Source organism: Candidatus Niyogibacteria bacterium, assembly GCA_016432485.1.
GTDB lineage: Bacteria > Patescibacteriota > Minisyncoccia > HO2-45-28 > HO2-45-28 > HO2-45-28.
This window is the reverse complement of the sequence record CP066691.1, coordinates 616,663-637,292: the sequence shown is the minus strand read 5'-3', so window position 1 is coordinate 637,292 and position 20,630 is coordinate 616,663. Positions and strand designations below refer to the sequence as shown.

The following is a 20,630-nucleotide window of genomic DNA, read 5'->3' as shown; positions in this document are numbered from 1 at the left end:
CCCGTAAAAATTTTGCTTTGCAAAATTAACGGGATAAATCAGCAATTCTCCGACTCGAAGTATCATACAGTGGACTACGTCCGTACTAATTGGAACCAGATTACAAACGAAATGCTGAATTGGCAACCTCTTGCAAAACAACCTGAACTACAATAGTGTAAATTATAGAACGAACTGCTACAGAAGGGAGGTAAGAGGCCATGAATCTGGACGAGATTCGTAAGGTTTTTAAGGAGAATGAACTCCGGCACTACTCAATTTTTCCAAAAGAGAGAATAATCGTGTTCACGTTTGATAATGACCATACGCTTTCGGTTGAGATTGATGGGCATCCAGGAATTAACTATGAATGGGACGAGAGAGCTATTGTTAAAGTTGATGGGGAGCTCATAGCGAGCACATAATCCTAATGCTCCACTCCAGTGGAGCTTTTTATATTACATAACGTGTTGTGGACCTGGCGGGACTCGAACCCGCGGTCTTGTGCATGCCATGCACACGCTTTTCCTCTAAGCTACAGGCCCTTAAACTAAAATTATAGATTCCGAAAAACTAAATTTCAATCTTAATACCTAGGCGGTTCTTCGGGGACGCCCGCCTTAAAATTAGCAAAACGCGCCAAGGCGTAAAGAATACTTGAAAGACGGTTGAGATAAGCCAAAATATTTGGATTAAAATCTTCCGGCGACTGTTCGGAAACAAGCACTGCCCTGCGTTCGGCGCGCCTTACGACGGCGCGGGCGTAATCAAAAAGAGCCGACAATTCCGTTCCTCCAGCGACAAAAAATGTTTTTATCGGCGGAAGCTCGCGCTCAATCCAATTTACATATTCTTCAAGTTTTTTAACTTTCTCTTCCCCGATTTTTAATTTGGAATATCCGCCAAGCTCCGCCTGAATCACGAAAAGGTCGTTTTGAATGTCTGAAATCAGGCCGCGAATTTCTCTGCCCGCCACATCAAAACCGTCCGCTTTCACTTTGCAAACGCCCAAAAAAGAATTTATTTCATCCACGCATCCTAGCGCTTCGGCAATAGCCGAGCTTTTTGAAATCCTCTGGTCGCATCCGAAGCGGCCTGTTTTTCCGTCATCGCCTTTTCCTGTGAAAAACACCATATAGTGCCCCTGCCAAGAATCGAACTTGGATTTAAGGTTTAGGAAACCTTCGTCCTATCCATTGAACGACAGGGGCGTGTTGACAAAACTTATTAAGTCCGTAATCTATCTAATAGAGTAGGAAAAATAGTCCGCTTTGACAACTAGCTAAGGAGGCAAGGCATTGGCGCGAGAAGGGTTGGTGAGTTTTGTTGACGTTTTACATCGGCTAGCCGGCATAAGCAGAAATGTTGTACATGAGGTTATCGAACCGAATCTCGAGGCCATTAGAAAACAAGATGAGCGTTTAAAAATGATCCTTTATTCGAAGACGCCGTTGACACAGGAGGAAAAAGAAAAAATTATATCCATTTTGCGCGGTATTGAAAATCAAATTGACAATGCCTTGCTTGACGTCAAATGTCGTTTTTACGCCGCTCTCGGTGAAGCGCCTTCTCCAGAGTCAGACATTGTGTTGGCGGCGCGAAATCACCTGAAAATAAAATTTTGGGAGGCGTTGAGGGAAATCTCTCCTTGTTTTTATAATACCAAAAGGGAATTTTTAGAATCACGCCCCTTGTCCCCGCAGTAAAGCCGTCCCCAATCCCCTCATCGCGGGGGATTTTTTTTATTTTTAAAAAAGGTATACTGAATATCATGATAGACTACCAAAAACAAATTATAACAGCAGTTAAAAAAGTGATGCCGGCCGTCGTAAGCGTTATCGTGGCTAAGGATCTCAAAGAAATTGCCGCGGATTTGCCCGAGGAATTTTACAACCTGGATCCGCGGGAACAGGCCTTTTTGGAATCAAAATTGCGCCAAGCTCCTCGCGACGAACACGGCCGCATCAAAGTCGGCGGAGGTTCGGGATTTTTAATCACTAAAAACGGACTTATTTTAACCAATAAACATGTTATTGCCGATCCAAAAGCGGATTACAGCGTTATCACTTATGACGGCAAAAAACACGAAACCAAAATACTCGCGCGCGATCCGATAAATGACGTGGCTATTTTAAAAATTGATTCCGGCGGCAAAGAGCTTCCGGCAGTAGAGCTTGGTACGGCAAAAAATATAGAATTGGGCCAGACGGTCGTGGCTATCGGCAACGCTTTGGGAGAATTTCAAAATTCGGTTTCAACCGGCGTGGTTTCGGGACTCTCGCGCTTGATAACCGCGATAACCGACCCTTTGGGGCATCAGCAGCGCCTTCGCGGGTTGATTCAAACGGACGCGGCTATTAACCCGGGAAATTCAGGCGGGCCGCTTGTGGATATTGAAGGGCGCGCGATAGGCATAAATTCGGCAGTGGTATTCGGCGCGCAAAATATAGGTTTTGCCATCCCCATAGATCAGGCGGAAAAAGACCTTGAAGAAATTAAAAAATACGGACACATACGCAGACCTTTTTTCGGAGTAAGATATATGATTTTAAATAAATCTTTGCAGGAAAAATTCAATTTGCCGATTGACCATGGCGCTCTGATTATGAACGAAGGAATGCCCGGAGATACGGCAGTAGTTCCGGGAAGCGCCGCGGAAAAAGCGGGACTTCAGGAATATGACGTAATTCTCGCTTTTAATAAGAAAAATATAACCGAGGAAGAAACGCTTGAGGATTTGATCGCTTCCTGCAAAATAGGAGATAAAATTGATGTGGAGGTCTTAAGAAACGGAAAAAAATTGCGGACAAAAATAGTGCTGGAGGAATTTTTACTGCATAGATAAAACCGACTTGTGGAGGGGTGGGTTTAATATCCAATCGCGGCTCTGATTAAAAATCCTACTCCGTAGGAAATTGAGGCGGCAAAACCGCCGACAAAAAACATTTCTATTCCCGACCAAACCCAAAAACGTTTGGTGAAAATGGTTCGCAAAGCTCCGACCAAAAAAAACATCAAACCGGCGACAACCGAAGAAATCCAGAAGGCCTTTTTATCGGCTTGAACAAAAAAGAAGGGCGCGACTGGCATAAATCCGGTAATGACAAAAGCCGCGAAAGTCACGCTCGCTCCCTTTAACGGGCGGGCCCTGTCCACGGGAACTAGGCCCAATTCTTCATGCATCATTAAATCAATCCAGAACTTTTTATTTTTCACCACCAGGTTCGTCATCTCTTCCAAATCCGCGCCCGAGTAACCATGTTTCGCGAGTATTTCTTTTATTTCATTTTTTTCAAAATGCGGCTGATGGGCAACTTCCCAGTGTTCAACTTCTTTTTCGCGTTTAAAAACATCGCTTTCGGAACGCGCCGCCAGAAAACTTGAAGCGGCCATTGAAAACCCATCGGCAAAAAGATTGGCCAAACCCAGAAAAACAATGATTATAGGGTCAAGCGCCGCTCCGGCAACACCGGCAATGACGGCGAAAGTCGTGACCAATCCGTCATTCGCGCCGTAGACCATATCTTTGAGATATGTTCCCATTTTTTGGTGCTTTAATTCGGAAGTTCTCGTTTTTATTTCCGCCATTTTAATATTATAACCCGATTTTAAATAAAAAACTTGTCCGCCACGGGCGGACAAGTCGGAAGCTTAATCTTTAAACCTTTCCAACGCCGAAACAATAGAATTAACCAACTCTTTGGCCAGCCACTTTATTTCATTTTCGGAAACAACCAGCGGCGGCATAACGCGTACGGCCGAATCGCCGCAAGGCATTAAAAGAATTCGGCGATTGAGGGTCTCTTCTATAAATAATTGGCGAAATTCTGTCGCGGGTCCATCATCTTCCCTCCCTATAAATTCAATTTTTCTCATAAGCCCCATACCCTTGGACACAATACCAATCAGCTTTCCGTGAAAATACACCAATTTTTGTTTAAAACTTTTTTCGCCTCCCGTCTCAGATATCGCTTCAGCAAGCTCTTTGAGAAAAAGATCGCCAAGGCGCTCGGCCTTAGAAATAAGGTTTTCTTCTTCCATAATATCCAGTGTCTTAAGAGCGCAGGCGCTGCTAAAAGCATCTCCGCCCCAGGTATTTGAATAAAGTCCGCCTTCGGGCCAACAGACATCGGCCCGCATTATCGTAACGCCTATTTTCGCCCCGCTGCCCAAGGCCTTAGCCATACAAATGATATCGGGATTAACGCCAAAATGTTCCGCGGCAAACCATTTTCCGGTGCGGCTGAAGGTCTGCACTTCGTCATCCACCAGCAAAATATTGTTCGGAACAATAATTTCTTCCATCAAGGCCTCGAAGGCGTCGCGACTCGTAAAGCGGATTCCGCCTTCTCCCTGAACGGGCTCCCAAAAAAGCGCGGCCACCTCATTCAGATTTACGGTCGCAAGCTGCCTTTTTACATGTTTCATAAAAGTAAGCGGATTACCCATTTCCGTCTCTGCCTCCGGAAATGGCAGATGAATCACCGGAAACGCCGGATAAGAAAATTTAGTGACATGTTTTCGGCTCGTCAAAGTCCTAGCCCCGTAGGTGCGGCCGTGAAAGGCCTTCTCAAAAGCCATCATTATCGGAGTCCGGCGATAGATCTGGGCGGCGCGAATCGCGGCCTCAACCGATTCAGTGCCGGAAGAGCAGAAGAAAATCTTTTTATCAAAACCGCCCGGAGAAAGAGCAATCAGCCTTTCGGCTAATTTCACCGATTCGTAATTCGGATATTCGTTTGCTCCGAATCCGAAACGAACATCGGCTTTGACCCGCTCAATTTCAAGACGCCTGTGGCCGATACTGAAAACGCCGGGGCCGGAATTAGCGTCAAAATATAAATTGCCGTCTTCGCCCATAATCCAACAAGGAGGCGTTCCCAGCGGCGTTATGCCGGGCACGAACGAAAAATTTTGAGTTGTGGGCGCAATAGTTTGCTTAGATATCTCAATAATTTTTTCCGGCGTATACCGAATCGGATTTCCATTTTCAGCCATCTTTCTCTCCTTCTTTTCAAGTTTCTTTTCCCTTTCCAAATCTAGCATTGAAAAGGCAAAAGTCAATTGGTAATATGTATTTATGCGTTATCCCTGGACATTAGTCACGATTGTGGGGATATGGGTGGCGATTGCCGTTGTTCTATCTAACGACAGCCGCCTGGATCCCACCAATCTGTATTTAGCCGGCACCGTCACGACCATAGTGTTGGCTATGATCGGCTTTAAAAGCGCCGCCTGAATTATTATGATTTTTTTGGTTTTTATAGGGCGCCTTTTTTCTTTGCCGGCGGTCTTAATTAAATATTTTTTGAAGCGCGCGGACGGCCCGACCCGCTTGCGTCTGATTCTTGAAGAATTGGGCGGGGTTTACATAAAACTCGGCCAGATTCTGGCGATGCGTTTTGATATTCTGCCAATAAATTACGCCCGGGGATTAATGGATATTTTAGACAATGTAAAGCCGGTTTCGGATGAAAGAATGTTTGATGTTTTTGAAAAAGAAGCCGGAAAAAAATTGGAAGAGGTCTTTGAACGAATTGAAAGAAGACCGATTGGCTCGGCCTCTTTCGCCCAAGTATATAAAGGGGTCTTGAACGGAGAAAATATAGTGGTCAAAATACAGAAGCCCGAAAGCGATAAATACATTAAAGCCGACCTGCTCTTTTTAAAATTGGCCTTTTTCTTTATAGATTTCTGGGGGATTTTAAAATCGGTCTCTTCCAAAGAAATTTTAATCCAGCTGAAAGAGTGGCTCTCCGACGAACTTGATTACTCCAAAGAAGCCCAAAACAATAAAATTCTTTATGAGCACGCAAAAAGGCATAATCTTGAAAATGTGGTTATCCCTAAAATATATCCGGACTTTACGACTAAAAAGGTCTTAGTGCAGGAATTTCTTGATGGGAGCCAGGCCAAAAGGATAATGGTTTATCTGGAGACCAGGCCGGAAGACCTTAAAAAAATACTGGATGAACGAAAAATAAACCTGCTGGACGCGGCCAATTCTTTCATACACGACCTGATGAGGCAATATTTCATAGACGGATTTTTCCATGCCGACCCTCATCCGGCCAACCTCCTTATTTTTCCCGGAAGCCGAATCGGCTACATTGATTTCGGAATAATCGGGCGGTCTCTATACGATAATTTTGGGCTACTACGTTTCATCAAAGGAGCAACGGAGATGGATTTTCGCGAAAGCGCTGAAGGTCTTGTTGAATTTTTAGACAAGCGACTTGTCAAAGAATACGGAGAATTGATAGAAAGCGATTCCAAAATCCAAAAAATTTACGAAGCAACCCTGGACTTTATTACGCGCCACCTGACAGAAGATGTGGCGCCGATTCTCAAGGACTGGAATTTTTTTACCGGCAACAAGGAAGCGGATATCAGCGAAAGAAGTTCAGCCCGCGCGTTTTTAAGAATCGCCAAGACCATAGAAAAATACCGGCTCAAGTTTCCTTCGGATGTCATTGCTTTTTTGCGGGGTCTGGTTATCGTGGATATGGTCTGTCTAAAACTGGATGTTAATTTTAATATGGTAGAGGCCGCCAGATTATTTTTCAGGCATCATTCCGTTGAAGATATTAAGGTTAAAACTCCGGCGCATCAAGAGGAGACAAAGGAATTGGAAACTTTAGCCAGTTTGCACATTGCCGAGGAGGCGCCGGAAAAAGGGGGGGAAGTATCGGCCAGGATTGAAGAGAAGCAGTACGCGGCCAGAGAAAAATTAATGGGGATAATCACGGCGCTAGCCGAAAAATATCCAGAGTTGTATAATGAAATAAGAGAAGCATGAATCCCATATTATTCATAAAAATTTAAAAAAATTGGTATGAAGTACCCGTGGCTCGCAATTACAATAGTTATTATCTGGCTGATGGCCGCTTACACTATTTTAGCGCGCGACGCCGTCAAGCCCGATTATATAATAGGAATAGCCATAGCGGCTTCGCTCATTTTGGGCATTTGGGGGCTTAGGGCGCCTAAATAAACTTTTTTGGAATATCAATTTCTTCTGCTAAACTCAATATGACCAATATTGAGGTGGGTTGGCTGAGCTGTCTAAAGCGCTGGCTCGCCCCGTAAAAAATCTGGCGGGATGCCGGAGCGGACGAACGGGCCGCACTCGAAATGCGGTATACCCGAAAGGGTATCGGGGGTTCGAATCCCTCTCCCGCCGCCAGAAAGGATTTTGCAAACGCGAATTGTCCGCCTCGCTTCGCTCGGCGGCTAATTTGTATGGGATTTTTGGCGAAAAAGAAATGCGTTTATCAATAAGGGCAAAAGAAATTTTTTCATATTTGATTTCAATGCAAATTTATGTTTTCTTATGAACAGCGTTCCTTCAACAAAACCATATAAACGCGAGGTGCTCGACATGGATGAGCTTCGTGGTTTGGCTGATAACCCAATGTGGGATCAGGGAGAAACAGAAAAGGCTTATCGTTTCCCTCTTCCAACCGACAAAGATTTTTCCGCGGATGCTTCCAATCTTGCAAAAGGGATCCCGGAAGATCAGCTTTATCGTGTCGGACAATTCGTTGCCGCCAAAAGTCCTAACTCACATATCGGTCCATTCAAGTGGGCGATCGATTTTCTAGTGCCCGACGACACAGAAGTCCTGGCAGCAGAATCAGGACAAATCGTTGAAGTGGTTGACAGCTTTACCGAGTGGGGACCAACGGAGCAGTTCAGGGACAAATTAAATTACCTCACAATTCGACACGACAATGGTGAACACTCACAGTATTGCCATCTTGCTCCGAACTCGTTCCGAGAAACTGGCCTCATGGTCGGTGATCGTATTGAGAAAGGACAAGTGATAGCTCGAGTTGGGAAAACGGGATGGACAGACAGAGACCATCTGCACTTCATTGTCTTTCGAGTTGGCAAGCTCGCCGGAAGTCCATATGGTTTCTACAGCTTGCGCGTTTGGTTCGACACGCAATAGGTTTGCTGGTTTTCCTGAAAAACCAGCATTCTTTTTATTCCTCCAAAGAAAAACTTGCTTGCCCGCCGAAAGTTTACTGAAGGAGGGAAATTGTCAATATTCGCGGCGGAGCCGCACATTTTGCCATATTATACTGCCTCAAAAAATTCCCCCGAAAATTCCCGTGATAATTCACGGGAATTTTGACAAACCAAAAACCCGCGTAAACGCGGGCTTTGGCGAATCTCGAAGTAATTCGGTGATACTCGTTCGTCAACTAATTCCAGTATAGCAAATACATATTATTTGTCAACATCTCTTGTGGATAATCTCTATGGGCTGGACCCGCGGGGAATTGAACCCCGGAGACTCTCGTTGACGAACGAGCTCCCGAACCACTCCGGGCCCAGCAAAACAATCATATCATAAACAAACCTCCGACCGAGTCCCCTCAAAACGAGTAGTGGAAAAGACCCCCAAAAAGCCTTATGGCGTCCTCCGTAGCCTTGGCGAAGGAGGATACTGCTTGCATATCATGGGCGTTTAACCCGAATGTCCAGCAGCGGCTTTATTTTTTTATGATTTTAGGTTATTCTTATAAACATGATTTTTGGCGAGCAAACAGAGTGGTTTGTGATAACCGCGCTGATCGCGGCCGTTTTCAGTGTTGTCTGGATAATTTTTCTTGAATTACGGCTCAAAAAACTTTTTCGAGGGAGCAGAGCCGAAAATCTGCAAAATGTTCTTGCCGAAATTCAGAAAGAATTAAAATATTTCTCTGAAAAAGAAAAAGAAATTGATGATTTTTTGGGGCATGTGGAACGCCGGCTAAACCGCTCTGCGCAGCACTTGGGAATAGTACGCTTCAATCCGTATTCCGGAGTCGGAGGCGAACAAAGTTTCGCAATCGCGGTTCTTGACGAAAAAATGAGCGGTTTCGTGGTTTCGGGACTTTATGGCCGGGAACAAAGCCGGGTCTATGCCAAACCGATAGAACACGGCAAATCGCCTCATAAACTGTCGGACGAAGAAAAAGAAGCAATTGAAAAAGCAGTAAACAGATACGCGTAACGGAGGCGGAAAAAATAGTATGATTCCCGAGGCCTTAAAAATAAAATATGAAAGAAGCAGACAAACAAAATCAAAAATTAGCCGAACGAAACCCTATTGTGGTAATAATGGGCCATATTGACCATGGAAAAACCACGCTTCTTGACCATATACGAAAAACAAATGTCGCCGAACACGAATCCGGCGGCATAACCCAGCATATCGGTGCCTACGAAGCGACCGTAAGCACCAACGAAGGCGAAACCAGAAAAATAACTTTCATTGACACTCCCGGACATGAAGCATTTTCAAAAATGCGCTCCCGCGGAGCAAAAGTCGCGGACCTCGCGATTTTAGTTATCGCGGCGGATGACGGCATAAAACCGCAAACCCTTGAAGCACTAGAAGCCATAAACTCCGCGGACATACCTTTCGTAATAGCGCTGAATAAAATGGACAAGCCCGAGGTCAATGCCGAAAAAACTAAAAAGGACCTGGCTGAAAACAACGTGCTTATTGAAGAATGGGGCGGAAAAATTCCGCTGGTGCCGATATCGGCCAAAACCGGCGAAGGCATCAGCGATCTTCTGGAGGTGGCGCTGATAGCAAGCGACCTTGAAGATTTAAAAGCCGATCCCCTTGCCAAAGCTTCGGGCCTCGTAATTGAAAGCCGCCTTGATCCCAAACGCGGAAATGCCGCCACTTTAATAATCCTGGACGGAGTTTTGCGCCAAGGCGAATTCGTCATAAGCGGCACGTCTTTCGCGCCGGTAAGAATTTTTGAAGACTTTGCCGGTCACTCCATCAAAGAAGCTTCGTTTGGACAACCGGTGCGCGTGGTCGGTTTTAATTCGGCGCCGGAAGTCGGTCTAAAATTCATAACCGTTGATTCCAAAAAAGAAGCTGAAGCGCTTGCCGGAGAAAACCAAAAAAACTCCAAATCCAAGGCATCCGCGGCCGCGCCGGAAGAAAATAAAAAAATATCCGAAATATCGATAATAATCAAAGCGGACACCTCCGGTTCAGCCGAAGCCGTAGAAAATGAAATCAAAAAACTTGAATCGGAGAAATTGAAAATAAAAATACTTCGCTCGCGCGTCGGCCCCGTAACCGAAGACGACATAAATCTGGCCTCCGGATCGTCAAATTCAATAGTCGTCGGTTTTCGCGTAAAAGCGGAAAAAACTGCCTCCGAAATTGCCGAAAGAACGGGTGTCGCGCTGAAAACTTTTGAGATAGTCTACGAAATAACCGAATGGCTCAAAGAAGAGATAAAAAATAAATTGCCGGAAGAAATCGTGGAAAAAGAACTGGGGCGGGCTAAAATACTAAGAATCTTCAAGCAAAACGCCAAAGACCAAATCGCTGGCGGACGGGTTACTTCGGGATTTGTCGCCGTCAACAAAAGATTCCGGATAAAAAGGCGCGCAAACTACTTGGGTGAAGGCCGAGTACAGGGACTGGAACAAAATAAAATCCGCGCTGTGCAAATAGAGGAGGGCAAAGAATTCGGTATGAGAGTTTTATCCAAAATAGCCTTGGCCGAAGGCGACGAAATTGAAGTCATTGAGGAAGAAAAAATAAAACCGGAAATATGACCTGCCCCGTTAGAAAGACGGCTAATTACGTCTAAAAACAAAAAATTTGTTAATGTGATGACATGAGCAAAGAACTTTCTAACGGGGTGAGCAAGCGCGCCGGGCGCGCGCATTCGCTCATTTTAAAACTCGCGGCGGACTTTATTAAGCGGGAAATTGATGCCGTCGGGGTCTTGGTTACGGCGACAAGAATTGAAATAACCCCCGGATTTAAAGAGGCGAAAATTTTTATAAGCGTCTGGCCGGAGGGCGGAGAAAAAGAAATCATGAGATCTCTTGAAAATTCCAAAAAAGAACTCTATAAATATATGAAAGAGCATTTTAAAATCAAGTATATGCCTGTTTTCGAGTTTAAAATAGACAAGGGCGAAAAAGCGCGGCTGAAAGTGGAGGAAATTTTAAAAAAAGAAAAATGACGGCCTGGTAACCAAGAGGGTCAAAAGCGTTTAAATAGCTTTTGACGGGAACTCATACAATAATAAATGATATTAAAGAGTTCCCCGGAAAGGCAAGGATCTGCAATCCAGCCCTTTTGACGGCGCGATGGCGAAGAGGTAACGCGGCGGTCTGCAAAACCGCTATGCGAGGGTTCGAATCCCTCTCGCGCCTCCAAAAGGGCTGGACGATTCCCGCCCGGGCCTCCACAATTAGACTTTCCGATTTTTGACCGACGAATTGGTGGGCGACGGGGCGTTGTTTTTTCTGAAAATTTTTGATAAAATGAGTTCGAGCTTTGTTGTAAATATACTCCAAGTTCTTTTTAAATTTCATATGTAACTATAATGGTAGACGCGTAAGTACTTAAGTATTGATGCGTTTTCCATTTCGTGATAAAATATCAATTATATATATGAGTAGGAAAAGAAAATGGACGACAGATCAGCTAAAGAGGTCTGTCAAAAATTCATTCAGCTACAGACAAGTTTTGACCAAACTGGAGCTTCGTGAAGCCGGCGGAAATTACGACCAACTAAAAAAGTATATAAGAGAACTGAATCTTGACGTCAGCCATTTCAAAGGACGAGGGTGGAATGCGGGGTTGCGAGGTATTGGAAAACCCATAATCCCTCTTGAAAAAATCCTTATTGCAGAAAGTTATTTTCAAAGTTATAAATTAAAAAACCGTCTTTTTTCAGCAAACCTTAAACCTAAACACTGCGAAAGGTGTAAATGGGCAAGAAAAACCATAGACGGATATCTGCCCTTAGAACTACACCATATTAATGGCAACCGGCACGATAACAGAATAGAGAATCTAGAAATATTGTGTCCTAATTGTCATAGTCTTAAATCGTCGTACAGAGGACGAAGACGACTTAAGAAATAAGCCGAGGTGGCGGAATGGTATACGCGCATCACTTAAAATGATGTGCCCGAAAGGGCATGTGGGTCCGAATCCCACTCTCGGCACATGAAGCGAAGCGAAATGGCGCGGGGTGGGATTTGAACGGCTGCCTGTGGCAGCCGCGGCTCCGACTTCCGCTGTTGCGGGGCGAACAAGGAGAACTCCCACCCCGGGCACATGGAATGAAATGCTGAAGTGCGGTAAAATTTTTTTAGTTTCGGGCGGGTGGCGGAACCGGCAGACGCACTGGCTTTAGGAGCCAGCGATCGCAAGATCATGGGAGTTCAAATCTCCCCCCGCCCACTTTAAAAAAATAATGGGCGACTAGCTCAATGGCAGAGCGTCTCGTTTACACCGAGAAGGCTGTAGGTTCAATCCCTACGTCGCCCACCAAGATAAAAAATTCCATCGCAAAAGCCCGTTCATTTTCCCTGAACGGGCTTTTTAAAGCTCTTCAACGAAGCTGTCGCGCGCGGCGATCGCGAACCGCTTCGTCTAACGCTTGTTTTAAATCAAAAATATAATCATACGGAGAACCGAGACCAATGGACAAACGGATCATTTTATCAGTAATTCCCAGGCGGATTCTTTTTTCGCGAGGAATACCATAGTGTGTTGTCGTGGCCGGATGTTCGGCCAGCGGCTCGGTACTGCCCAGACTTACGGCCAACTTAAAGAACTTGAGGGCGTCAAGAAATCTAAAGGCCGTTTTTCGACCGCCCTTGATATCAAAAGAAACCACTGCGCCTGGCGCCGAACACTGTTTTTCATAGAGCCTGTTTTGATTACTGTCTTCTTCAAAAAATTCCGGATAGTAAACTTTTTCCACTCTCCGGTCATCGCGCAAGAAATCGGCAACGCGCCTTGCGTTTTTCACCTGCGCGGTCATTCGTAATTTCAATGTTTCCAAGCTTCTGGTCAAAAGCCAGCAAGTAAACGCTCCGGCAATGTTGCCGAAACGCGTACGCGCGCTCTTTAACCGCGAAATCATTTTGGCTTTTCCTTCAACAACACCAGCCAGAAGATCGCTGTGCCCGCCAATATATTTAGTAGCCGAGTATAAGGCCAAGTCGGCGCCGTGTTTGAAGGGATTGAGCCAAAGCGGACCGAGAAAGGTGTTATCAACGACGGTGATAGCTTTTCGCTTTCCGGAAGAAAATTCTTCGGCGATTTCCGCGCAGGCCTCAATGTCTGCCAGAACATTGGTGGGATTAGCCGCGGCTTCAACGAAAATCATTCTCAAGGGCCCGCGACGACAAGCTCTTTTTGCGATTTTTTTTATTTCAGAATAATCGCTTTCCGCCGAAAAGGACGCAGTCTTAATGCCAAAAGTTCTTAACTCCCGCGCAAAAAAATCCTCTGTGCCGCCGTATAAAGGAGAACTGTGCAGTAAAATATCTCCCGGACGCAAAAAAGCAAAAGAGGTGGTAGCGATAGCGGCCATACCGCTGGCAAAAACCGCCGCCTCTTCCGAGCCGTTCCATAAAGAAAAACGTTTTTCAAATATCTCGGCGTTCGGATGATTAATACGGCTGTAAATTAACGGCAATGCTTCGTTGGATTTTCCGCCACGATTGTCATGGGCGGTTTGAATTAAAGCAGCTAGTTCTCCCGCGCCTTTGAAAGCAAATGTTGAAGTGAGAAAAACGGGCGGTTTTACGGCGCCCTCTGATAATTCGGGCAGAAAATCATAACTCGTCATTAAACTATCGGGGTCTAAAGCGGACAATTTGGGCTGATGTTTTTTGCGGGGCACGCTGATTCCTCCGGCTCTGTTCAAAGTTCATTATCAAAAACCACTACAATTATAAATTGCATAGGACGGGTTTGCAACTTGTCCGCCTCTTAACGCATAATAACCTTGGATATTCTTTTATGATGGAGGAACGAGCAATGCTTTTTTGGGCCGGCAAGCTTACGGTTGTCTTTGGGGCACTCTTTTATTCTTTTCATATTTTTTCGGTCAATAAAGTGTGGGAGTTGACATTTTTTGTTCTAGCGCTTTCCTCCGCCCTAACCTTTTTGTTCTTACTGCGTAAATAAAAAACAGACCTCGCTATCAGCGGGGTTTTCTTTTTATTTTAGCTCGGTGGTAGTAAACTTAAAAATATAGTAAAATTGATTTAGTGGGTCTGCCACAGCAAAAAGTAAAAATAGAATGGTCGTCAAACTTTGCATATGCAATTGGTGTTATAACCTCCGATGGGTGTTTGTCTCGTGATAAAAGACACATATTTTTAAAATCGGCAGATAAAGAATTGGTAGAAAAATTTAAAATAGCACTCAACATCAAAAACAAAATAGGAAAAGGTGGGCGCGGGGGTGTTTCCGAAAAAAGGTATTTTCAGATAACTTTTGGTGATATAGTGTTTTATAAATTTTTAAATGAAATCGGTCTTACACAGACAAAATCAAAATCTATTAAAAAAGTTAACGTGCCCAAAAAATTCTTCGCCGACTTTGTCAGAGGATTGTTTGATGGAGACGGTTCATTTTATACATTTTGGGATAAAAGATGGCCAAATAGTTTTGGATTTAGATTGTCCTTTGCTTCTGCGAGTTTACCATTTTTAGAATGGCTTAAAGACAGTCTGGTAAGGTTTTATGGTGTAAGCGGTTTTTTTCACAAAGGAAAAGGGGTCATGAATTTAGAATACACAAAGGGAGATTCTAAAAAACTTTTCTTTGTAATGTATCGTTCTAAAGATGTCTTGTTTTTAAACAGAAAATACTATAAAATCAAAAGTGCTCTGGAAAAAGACAAATTTTTTGGTTTAAGATATCTGCAAAAACCAAGAAGCCTGGGTAGCTCAGTGGTTAGAGCGCTGCCCTGAAGAGGCAGGCGTCGGGGGTTCGATTCCCTCCCCAGGCATCAGTAAGGAATTTGCAAGCGATTTCGGTTCGCCTCGCTTCGCTCGGCGATTATTTTGTACGGCATTTTGGGGGCAAAAACGAATTGGCGGTTTCGATTGGGGGAAAGAAAATCAAACCGACGATTGCAATTGTTGCTGGTCTTAAATTTTTTGTTATGGTGTGTTTTTACTCCTGTTTTATTTTTAATTTCTGAATTTTGGCTTTATCCAGTTTCGGCAATCTTACCGTAAGCAAGCCGTTTTTGAGAGTCGCTTCCGACGCTTCAACGTCAACTTCCTGCGGCAAAAGAATTGAACGACTGAACGATCCCCAATAAAGTTCCTGATAAAAATAATTGTCGTCAGAAACATGATGGCTTTTTTCGCGCTTGCCGCGGATAGTAACCATCTCTTGAGTGATGGCGACGTCCAGTTCATCGGGCTTAACACCGGAAACAACCGACTGTATCACCACGTCTTCGGGCGTTTGATAAACATCAACCAAAAGCTGGCCCTCATCGTTTGCCTGTGGCAACGGAGCTTTCTCGCCGCCCTCACCCTTAAAATGAAAAGTCTTTTCCTCCTCCGAGGCCGGCAAAGAGCCGGTCAGTCTTTCTAAAAACGATCGCCTGTCTTTTGGCATATTGTGTTTTCTTTGGTTTATTTAATAAATCAGGGTCTTTCTTTTTTAACTTTCTCGAAAGACAATATCAAAATTATTATTCCGAGCCATACCACTGAAAAAACATAAATCATTCCTTCAGCTCCTCCTTTCAGTATAAAAAAATTAAAGACGGCGTGCAACAAAGTGGCCAAAACCAGACCGCCAAGAGCGTTTCGCCACCTATGATGCTTGTGGAAAAAATCGTAAGCAATGGATAAACCGACGATGGAGGAAGCCAAAACATGCAAAAGCGTTGCTCCAACAAAACGAAGGTGGGCTGCAGCCAAACCGCTTGCGATTTCGCCCCGAAAAATTCCGAAAAGCATCAAAATATTCTCAAGAGCCGCGAATCCTAAAGCGGCGGTGATAAGATAAATGGGCGCGTCAACCGGCTCATCAAAAACATCTTTACGCAAAGCCGCCCAGTAAGCCGCGGAATATTTAAGCAGTTCTTCGATGGCCGCCCAAACCAAAAAAAGCTTCAAAGACGGCTTGCCGATCGGCCATAATCCCAAATCCAAACCCCAATAATAACTTAATTCTTCCAAAAGCAGGGCGGCAAAAACCGCCGCGGCTCCGGCGCCAAAGGCTAAAAAAATTGCTTTCCTCGGTTCGGGATGAGGGTCTTCACGCAGCCAAAACCAAAGCCAAATCAAAGAAGTGACCAAACCGCCCACCGCGGCCGATAAACCGGCTAAAGGATTAGCAATTACCTGGGCCATGCTTCAACCATTAAAAGGTCTTTTTTCTTAAATTGCGGAGCCGACCATATCTCTTCGGTTATGTAAGGCAGAAACGGATGCAAGAGCTTTAAAGAAGTTTCAAGAACATAACTTAAAATACGCGCCGTGTTATCTTGAGGGATTGTGTCGTCCATTTGTTTTTTAGACGCTTCAAGATATATATCGCAGAAATCGTGCCAAAAAAATTCGTAAATGTCGTGAAGGGCTGAACCGAATTCGTATTTATCTATTTTTTTAGATGTGTTCGCGGTTATTTTTTTTAGAGATGTGAGAATTTTTTTGTCGGCGTCGGTTTTGGATGTTATTCGCGAAGTTTGTCCGGTCATCCGACCGGGCGACCCGCTTCGTTCCAGAACGAAGCGGGTCGCGTTCCATATTTTATTCAAAAATTTTTTTCCGGCAACCAGCGCTTCTTCGGACCAGCGAATGTCCTGCCCGCCCATAGCCTGCCAGACTAAAGCGAAACGCACGGCATCGGCGCCGTATTGTTCAATCAAATTTATCGGGTCAATACCGGTGCCCAAGGATTTCGACATACGTTTGCCTTCTTTAGTCAAAACCGTAGCGTGAATCACAAGGTCTCGAAACGGGGATTTTTTCATGAATTCCAGGCCGGAAAAAATCATACGCGCGTCCCAAAGATTAATAATGCCGCGATCATTTGTTAAAGCGTCTGTCGGATAAAACGTTTTTAAATCTTTTGTCGGCTTGGGCCAGCCCAGAGTCGCGAAGGGCCAAAGGGCCGAAGAAAACCAAGTATCAAGCACGTCAGCAACCTGCTTATAGCCGGCATCGCAGTATTGGCATTTCGGCTCTTTTTTGGCAATCACAAATTCAACGCATTTCTCAATATCTTTTTCACTCCCCGGTTTTGGAACGCATATCTTGTCGTGTTCCCAAACGGGCAGGCGGTGCCCCCACCAGATTTGGCGCGATATGGTCCAATCCCTAATATTTTTTAGCCAGTCAAAATAGGTTTTTTCAAATCTTTTCGGATAAAATTTTACTTGGCCGCTTTTTACCGCTAAGCGCGCGAGTTTGGCCAAGCCACCCATTTTCAAAAACCACTGCATTGAGGGCATCGGCTCAATAACGCTTCGGCAGCGATAACACCGGGCTATGTTGTGCGCAAACTCTTCTATTTTTTCAATCAAACTTTCATGTTCAAGCGTGTCAACAACTTTTTGCCGACATTCATCTGTTTTCAATCCGGAACAAATTGAACCGGCTTCAAAAGTCATCTTGCCGTCCTCGCCTATAACTTTATAAACAGGCAATTTATGGTCTCGGCCAATCTCAGCGTCCAAAAGATCGTGAGCCGGCGTTATTTTTACGGCACCCGTGCCGAAATCCTGCTCAATTCGCTTGTCGCTAATCACGGGAATCTCTCTGTTTTTGATAGGCAGTAAAACTTTTTGTCCGATAATGCTTTTATACCTCGCATCCCTGGGATTAACCGCCACGGCCGAATCGCCGAGCATTGTTTCCGGCCGGGTAGTTGCAACAACGATATAATTTGAAATTGAAATTTTATCATTTAGATTTATTAGCGGGTATTTTATAAACCACAAATTTCCTTTTTCTTCTTCATATTCTAGTTCCAAATCAGAAAGGCTGGTTTGGCACTTTGGACACCAATTTATGACGCGTTCGCCTCGATAAATCCAATCTTTTTTAAAATAGCGGATGAAGGCCTCAGCCACTGCCGCTTGATATTCTTCATCCATGGTAAAACGAAGCCGCGACCAATCAGCCGAAACCCCCAGACTTTTAAGCTGGCCAATGATTATGTGACCGTATTTTTCTTTCCACTGCCATATTTGTTTTAAAAATTCTTCTCGGCCAAGCTGATGACGGGTCAATCCCCTTTTTTTCAAATCTTTTTCAACGACATTTTGAGCAGCAATTCCGGCGTGGTCTACGCCAGGAAGCCAAAGGGTTTTATGGGCCGACATTCGTTTAAAACGAACCAAAATGTCCGACAACGCGTACTCAAGAGCGTGCCCCATATGAAGCGAGCCAGTGATATTCGGCGGCGCCATACTAATAGAAAAAGTTTTTGTTCTTTTCCCGGCTTGTCCCGAACGTAGTCGAGGGGGAAGTTTATCCGGATTAAAATAACCGCTGTCTTCCCAGCGTTTATAAACTCTTTCCTCCACGCCCTTGGGGTTATAGGGTTTTGAAAAATCCAACGCCATATGAATCTATTTTATTATTTATTTCTCTGAAACTAAAGGCGCAGGCGGCCCGCAGCCTTCAGTTTTGAGGGCTTCGTAAAATTTTTCTTAAACGCATGGAAATATCCGGCGGCCGCAATCATTGCGGCGTTATCACCAACAAATTGGGGGCTGGGGAATAGGGTCTGGGAGCTAGAGAGTTTTTCCATAGCCCTTTTGATTGCTTTTTGCAGATGTTTATTGGCAGCGACTCCGCCGGCAACGATTAAAGTTTTTGGCTTATGAATTTCTACCGCTTGCATGGTTTTTGAAACCAAGACATCAACTGCGGCGTTTTGGAATTCTTTAGCCAGGGCGGCTTTATTTGTTTTCGGATTATCACGAAGCGCGTATAAAACCGCGGTTTTGAGCCCCGAAAAACTGAAATTCAGGTCTTTTGAGTTTATCATCGGCCTCGGCAAACTAATTTTACTAGACACCGAGTGTTTAGTTTTTTTGTCGGCTAAAGCGGATAAAGCCGGGCCTCCGGGGTAGGGAAGGCCAAGCAGGCGCGCGACTTTATCAAAAGCCTCGCCAACGGCATCATCCAAAGTTTCGCCGATGATTTTGTAATTCAGCCAATTTTTTATTAAGACCAATTCGGTGTGCCCTCCGGAAACCAAAAGAGCTAAAGCAGGAAATTCAATTTGTTTAGAAATTAGAAATTCGGATTTAGAAATCCCTCCATTTTGCGGCAGTAAAACGGAGGCAATGTGCCCCTCCATATGGTTCATAGCGATAATCGGCTTATTATGTTTTTCTGCAAGCTCTTGCGCAAAAGTAATCCCCCGCCACAAGCACGGTTCAAGCCCCGGTCCGGTCGTAACGGCGATGGCGTCAAAGTTTGAAATGTGAAATTGGGAATTTGGAATTTGTTTATGTTTTGTAATTTGTGATTTGGAATTTCCAAAAATTTGTCTAAATAAAATTGGTAAATTTTTTTCGTGTTCGCGCCTGGCTAAATTGGGAACGACGCCGCCGTAAGGCGCGTGGATTTTTATTTGCGAAGCGACCAGATTTTTCAAAACGCGAAAACGGGTGTTTTTTAAACCCCCGCTCGCCTCAACCAGCGCGGCGCCGGTTTCATCGCAAGATGTTTCAATGCCCAGTATTACCATTTAATTTGTATAACACAGCAATGTTTTCATTACCACACTTGCGCCGTAGATTTTCATTTAAGCGCTGCGCGCGGAGTGGGCGAAGTGGTGCACTTTATAGACGACCCGCCTTCGCCAAGGCTACGGCGGGCAAGTGTTACTGCGTCCTTCGAAGCTTTAGCGAAGAAGGAGAACCTCTCTGAAGGCGCTAGTCGCGCTCTAGAAAGTTGCCAGATACTGATAGAAAAACAAAAACCACATGGAAACTTAATTCCTATGTGGTCAATATTGGTTTTTATTGTTTCCGAAACGTCATCCATTCATCAAACCGGCCGGTTCCACTATCAATAATCCTGTAAAATTCAATTTCTAAGCAAGGGAACTTTTCTTTCAATAACGTAGCGAAATTAAAAAATTCATGCCTCACGGATTCATACTTAACACCATCATTTTCGTTTTTCCAACAAGAACGAAGCAACGAAATGGGTCCAATTTTTGCAACTCCGCCGCTTCGAAGTATTCGCGCGACTTCCCAGAGGGAATCGAGAGGGTTTACGCAAAGATAACTGCGTGTCTGAAAATCATTCCAACGTACGCCAGCAATTGAACCAAAAGAAAGGACCAAGTCAAAACTATTGTCCTTAAACGGCATACGCGCCGCATCAGCTATAATATCGAGATTTTCTAAAAAGGGATTGATATCCAGATTAATATACGTTTTTGGAGAGCCAATTCGCAAGATAGTTTTCTTGAAGAACCCTGGACCGCATCCAATATCAATTACATCATTATCGTTGAAATCGCTGGGATTAAGTTCGAGATCCAAAAAATAGCGTATCGCGACATCCGCTTCGCTTCTGTTCCAGTTTTCTGGAATTGGATTTACACCAAATTTGTAAAGAGCAACGTAATGTTCGGTAAATTCGATTGTGTGGGCACGGATATCGTATTTTGTACGAAATGTCACGCCGTCCATCACTTAATCTCCTTATCAGTTTACAAAATCAATCTAAATCAGAAGTAACACATCTCTGCGCTCTTTGCAACATTTCATTAGAACCCGTTCCTAACTATTAAAAAACCGTTTCTTTTTCAGAAGATTTTATTATCCAGCAATAAAAAATTCTCTTTCCCTATACGGGCAATAAAGCGA

At 44.4% G+C, this 20,630-nt stretch carries 20 protein-coding genes and 9 tRNA genes; 17 read left to right on the top strand and 12 right to left on the bottom strand.

Annotated elements, in window-relative coordinates:
- Window positions 1–200 precede the first annotated feature (200 nt).
- Window positions 201–404 (top strand): hypothetical protein, encoded by a 204-nt coding sequence (locus HYY55_03540; GenBank protein QQG46012.1) that lies wholly within the window; start codon window positions 201–203, stop codon window positions 402–404.
- 48 nt (window positions 405–452) lie between these two features.
- Here HYY55_03540 and HYY55_03535 read toward each other — a convergent pair.
- From HYY55_03535 to HYY55_03525, 3 genes are all read right to left on the bottom strand, one after another.
- A tRNA-Ala gene (locus HYY55_03535) sits at window positions 453–524 on the bottom strand.
- 41 nt (window positions 525–565) lie between these two features.
- Window positions 566–1,114 (bottom strand): cob(I)yrinic acid a,c-diamide adenosyltransferase, encoded by a 549-nt coding sequence (locus HYY55_03530; protein ID QQG46011.1) that lies wholly within the window; start codon window positions 1,112–1,114, stop codon window positions 566–568.
- A gap of 4 nt (window positions 1,115–1,118) precedes the next feature.
- Window positions 1,119–1,190: transfer RNA gene (locus HYY55_03525), tRNA-Arg, on the bottom strand.
- An 87-nt stretch (window positions 1,191–1,277) separates the two neighbouring features.
- Here HYY55_03525 and HYY55_03520 point away from each other — a divergent pair.
- Together HYY55_03520 and HYY55_03515 are read left to right on the top strand one after the other, a co-directional pair.
- Complete coding sequence (locus HYY55_03520; GenBank protein ID QQG46010.1) at window positions 1,278–1,685, top strand: hypothetical protein; 408 nt, start codon at window positions 1,278–1,280, stop codon at window positions 1,683–1,685.
- Window positions 1,686–1,750: 65 nt separating this feature from the next.
- Complete coding sequence (locus tag HYY55_03515) at window positions 1,751–2,824, top strand: trypsin-like peptidase domain-containing protein (GenBank protein QQG46009.1); 1,074 nt, start codon at window positions 1,751–1,753, stop codon at window positions 2,822–2,824.
- Between the two features lie 23 nt (window positions 2,825–2,847).
- Here HYY55_03515 and HYY55_03510 read toward each other — a convergent pair whose 3' ends face one another.
- Together HYY55_03510 and HYY55_03505 are read right to left on the bottom strand one after the other, a co-directional pair.
- The gene (locus HYY55_03510; protein QQG46008.1) at window positions 2,848–3,567 is read right to left on the bottom strand and encodes a VIT1/CCC1 transporter family protein; all 720 of its coding nucleotides are present in this window, start codon (window positions 3,565–3,567) and stop codon (window positions 2,848–2,850) included.
- Window positions 3,568–3,630: 63 nt separating this feature from the next.
- Window positions 3,631–5,025 carry an aminotransferase class III-fold pyridoxal phosphate-dependent enzyme gene (locus HYY55_03505; protein ID QQG46007.1) on the bottom strand — a complete coding sequence of 465 codons (1,395 nt, stop codon included), beginning with the start codon at window positions 5,023–5,025 and terminating at the stop codon, window positions 3,631–3,633.
- Between the two features lie 199 nt (window positions 5,026–5,224).
- On the opposite strand from HYY55_03505, the gene HYY55_03500 reads away from it, so the two are divergent.
- The 4 genes from HYY55_03500 to HYY55_03485 all read left to right on the top strand — a co-directional run bounded on the left by HYY55_03500 (window position 5,225) and on the right by HYY55_03485 (window position 7,933).
- Window positions 5,225–6,778, top strand: a complete 1,554-nt coding sequence (locus tag HYY55_03500; protein ID QQG46006.1) for an AarF/ABC1/UbiB kinase family protein — start codon at window positions 5,225–5,227, stop codon at window positions 6,776–6,778.
- A 36-nt stretch (window positions 6,779–6,814) separates the two neighbouring features.
- Window positions 6,815–6,973, top strand: a complete 159-nt coding sequence (locus HYY55_03495) for a hypothetical protein (protein QQG46005.1) — start codon at window positions 6,815–6,817, stop codon at window positions 6,971–6,973.
- Window positions 6,974–7,075: 102 nt separating this feature from the next.
- Window positions 7,076–7,165: transfer RNA gene (locus tag HYY55_03490), tRNA-Ser, on the top strand.
- Window positions 7,166–7,312: 147 nt separating this feature from the next.
- Window positions 7,313–7,933: a M23 family metallopeptidase gene (locus tag HYY55_03485; GenBank protein ID QQG46004.1), complete on the top strand. Its 621-nt coding sequence runs from the start codon at window positions 7,313–7,315 to the stop codon at window positions 7,931–7,933.
- A gap of 319 nt (window positions 7,934–8,252) precedes the next feature.
- Here HYY55_03485 and HYY55_03480 read toward each other — a convergent pair.
- Window positions 8,253–8,320 (bottom strand) — tRNA-OTHER (locus HYY55_03480).
- A 195-nt stretch (window positions 8,321–8,515) separates the two neighbouring features.
- On the opposite strand from HYY55_03480, the gene HYY55_03475 reads away from it, so the two are divergent.
- The 8 genes from HYY55_03475 to HYY55_03440 all read left to right on the top strand — a co-directional run bounded on the left by HYY55_03475 (window position 8,516) and on the right by HYY55_03440 (window position 12,298).
- Window positions 8,516–8,983 (top strand): DUF4446 family protein, encoded by a 468-nt coding sequence (locus tag HYY55_03475; GenBank protein ID QQG46003.1) that lies wholly within the window; start codon window positions 8,516–8,518, stop codon window positions 8,981–8,983.
- Between the two features lie 47 nt (window positions 8,984–9,030).
- On the top strand, window positions 9,031–10,560 hold the full coding sequence (infB, locus tag HYY55_03470) for a translation initiation factor IF-2 (GenBank protein QQG46002.1): 1,530 nt from the start codon (window positions 9,031–9,033) through the stop codon (window positions 10,558–10,560).
- Between the two features lie 62 nt (window positions 10,561–10,622).
- A complete protein-coding gene (locus tag HYY55_03465) occupies window positions 10,623–10,976 on the top strand; it encodes a ribosome-binding factor A (protein ID QQG46001.1) in 354 nt (117 codons plus the stop codon).
- 121 nt (window positions 10,977–11,097) lie between these two features.
- Window positions 11,098–11,172, top strand: a tRNA-Cys gene (locus HYY55_03460).
- A 238-nt stretch (window positions 11,173–11,410) separates the two neighbouring features.
- Entirely contained in the window at window positions 11,411–11,887 is a 477-nt protein-coding gene (locus HYY55_03455) for an HNH endonuclease (protein QQG46000.1), read from the top strand.
- A tRNA-Leu gene (locus tag HYY55_03450) sits at window positions 11,888–11,970 on the top strand.
- Between the two features lie 154 nt (window positions 11,971–12,124).
- A tRNA-Leu gene (locus HYY55_03445) sits at window positions 12,125–12,208 on the top strand.
- A 15-nt stretch (window positions 12,209–12,223) separates the two neighbouring features.
- A tRNA-Val gene (locus HYY55_03440) sits at window positions 12,224–12,298 on the top strand.
- A 61-nt stretch (window positions 12,299–12,359) separates the two neighbouring features.
- On the opposite strand, the gene HYY55_03435 is transcribed toward HYY55_03440, so the two are convergent.
- Complete coding sequence (locus HYY55_03435; protein QQG46654.1) at window positions 12,360–13,607, bottom strand: aminotransferase class I/II-fold pyridoxal phosphate-dependent enzyme; 1,248 nt, start codon at window positions 13,605–13,607, stop codon at window positions 12,360–12,362.
- Between the two features lie 424 nt (window positions 13,608–14,031).
- Here HYY55_03435 and HYY55_03430 point away from each other — a divergent pair, with 424 nt between their 5' ends.
- The gene (locus HYY55_03430) at window positions 14,032–14,739 is read left to right on the top strand and encodes an LAGLIDADG family homing endonuclease (GenBank protein ID QQG45999.1); all 708 of its coding nucleotides are present in this window, start codon (window positions 14,032–14,034) and stop codon (window positions 14,737–14,739) included.
- Window positions 14,705–14,777: transfer RNA gene (locus tag HYY55_03425), tRNA-Phe, on the top strand. The genes HYY55_03430 and HYY55_03425 overlap by 35 nt, the downstream gene beginning before the upstream one ends.
- A gap of 167 nt (window positions 14,778–14,944) precedes the next feature.
- Here the strand turns inward: HYY55_03425 and HYY55_03420 are convergent.
- From HYY55_03420 to HYY55_03400, 5 genes are all read right to left on the bottom strand, one after another.
- Entirely contained in the window at window positions 14,945–15,400 is a 456-nt protein-coding gene (locus tag HYY55_03420) for an Hsp20/alpha crystallin family protein (protein QQG45998.1), read from the bottom strand.
- Window positions 15,401–15,429: 29 nt separating this feature from the next.
- The gene (locus HYY55_03415) at window positions 15,430–16,143 is read right to left on the bottom strand and encodes a PrsW family intramembrane metalloprotease (GenBank protein QQG45997.1); all 714 of its coding nucleotides are present in this window, start codon (window positions 16,141–16,143) and stop codon (window positions 15,430–15,432) included.
- Window positions 16,131–18,362: a valine--tRNA ligase gene (locus tag HYY55_03410; protein ID QQG45996.1), complete on the bottom strand. Its 2,232-nt coding sequence runs from the start codon at window positions 18,360–18,362 to the stop codon at window positions 16,131–16,133. The genes HYY55_03415 and HYY55_03410 overlap by 13 nt, the downstream gene beginning before the upstream one ends.
- A 32-nt stretch (window positions 18,363–18,394) precedes the next feature.
- Window positions 18,395–19,498, bottom strand: a complete 1,104-nt coding sequence (gene tsaD / locus HYY55_03405) for a tRNA (adenosine(37)-N6)-threonylcarbamoyltransferase complex transferase subunit TsaD (protein QQG45995.1) — start codon at window positions 19,496–19,498, stop codon at window positions 18,395–18,397.
- A gap of 274 nt (window positions 19,499–19,772) precedes the next feature.
- Window positions 19,773–20,453, bottom strand: a complete 681-nt coding sequence (locus HYY55_03400; GenBank protein ID QQG45994.1) for a methyltransferase domain-containing protein — start codon at window positions 20,451–20,453, stop codon at window positions 19,773–19,775.
- Between the last annotated feature and the right edge of the window lie 177 nt (window positions 20,454–20,630).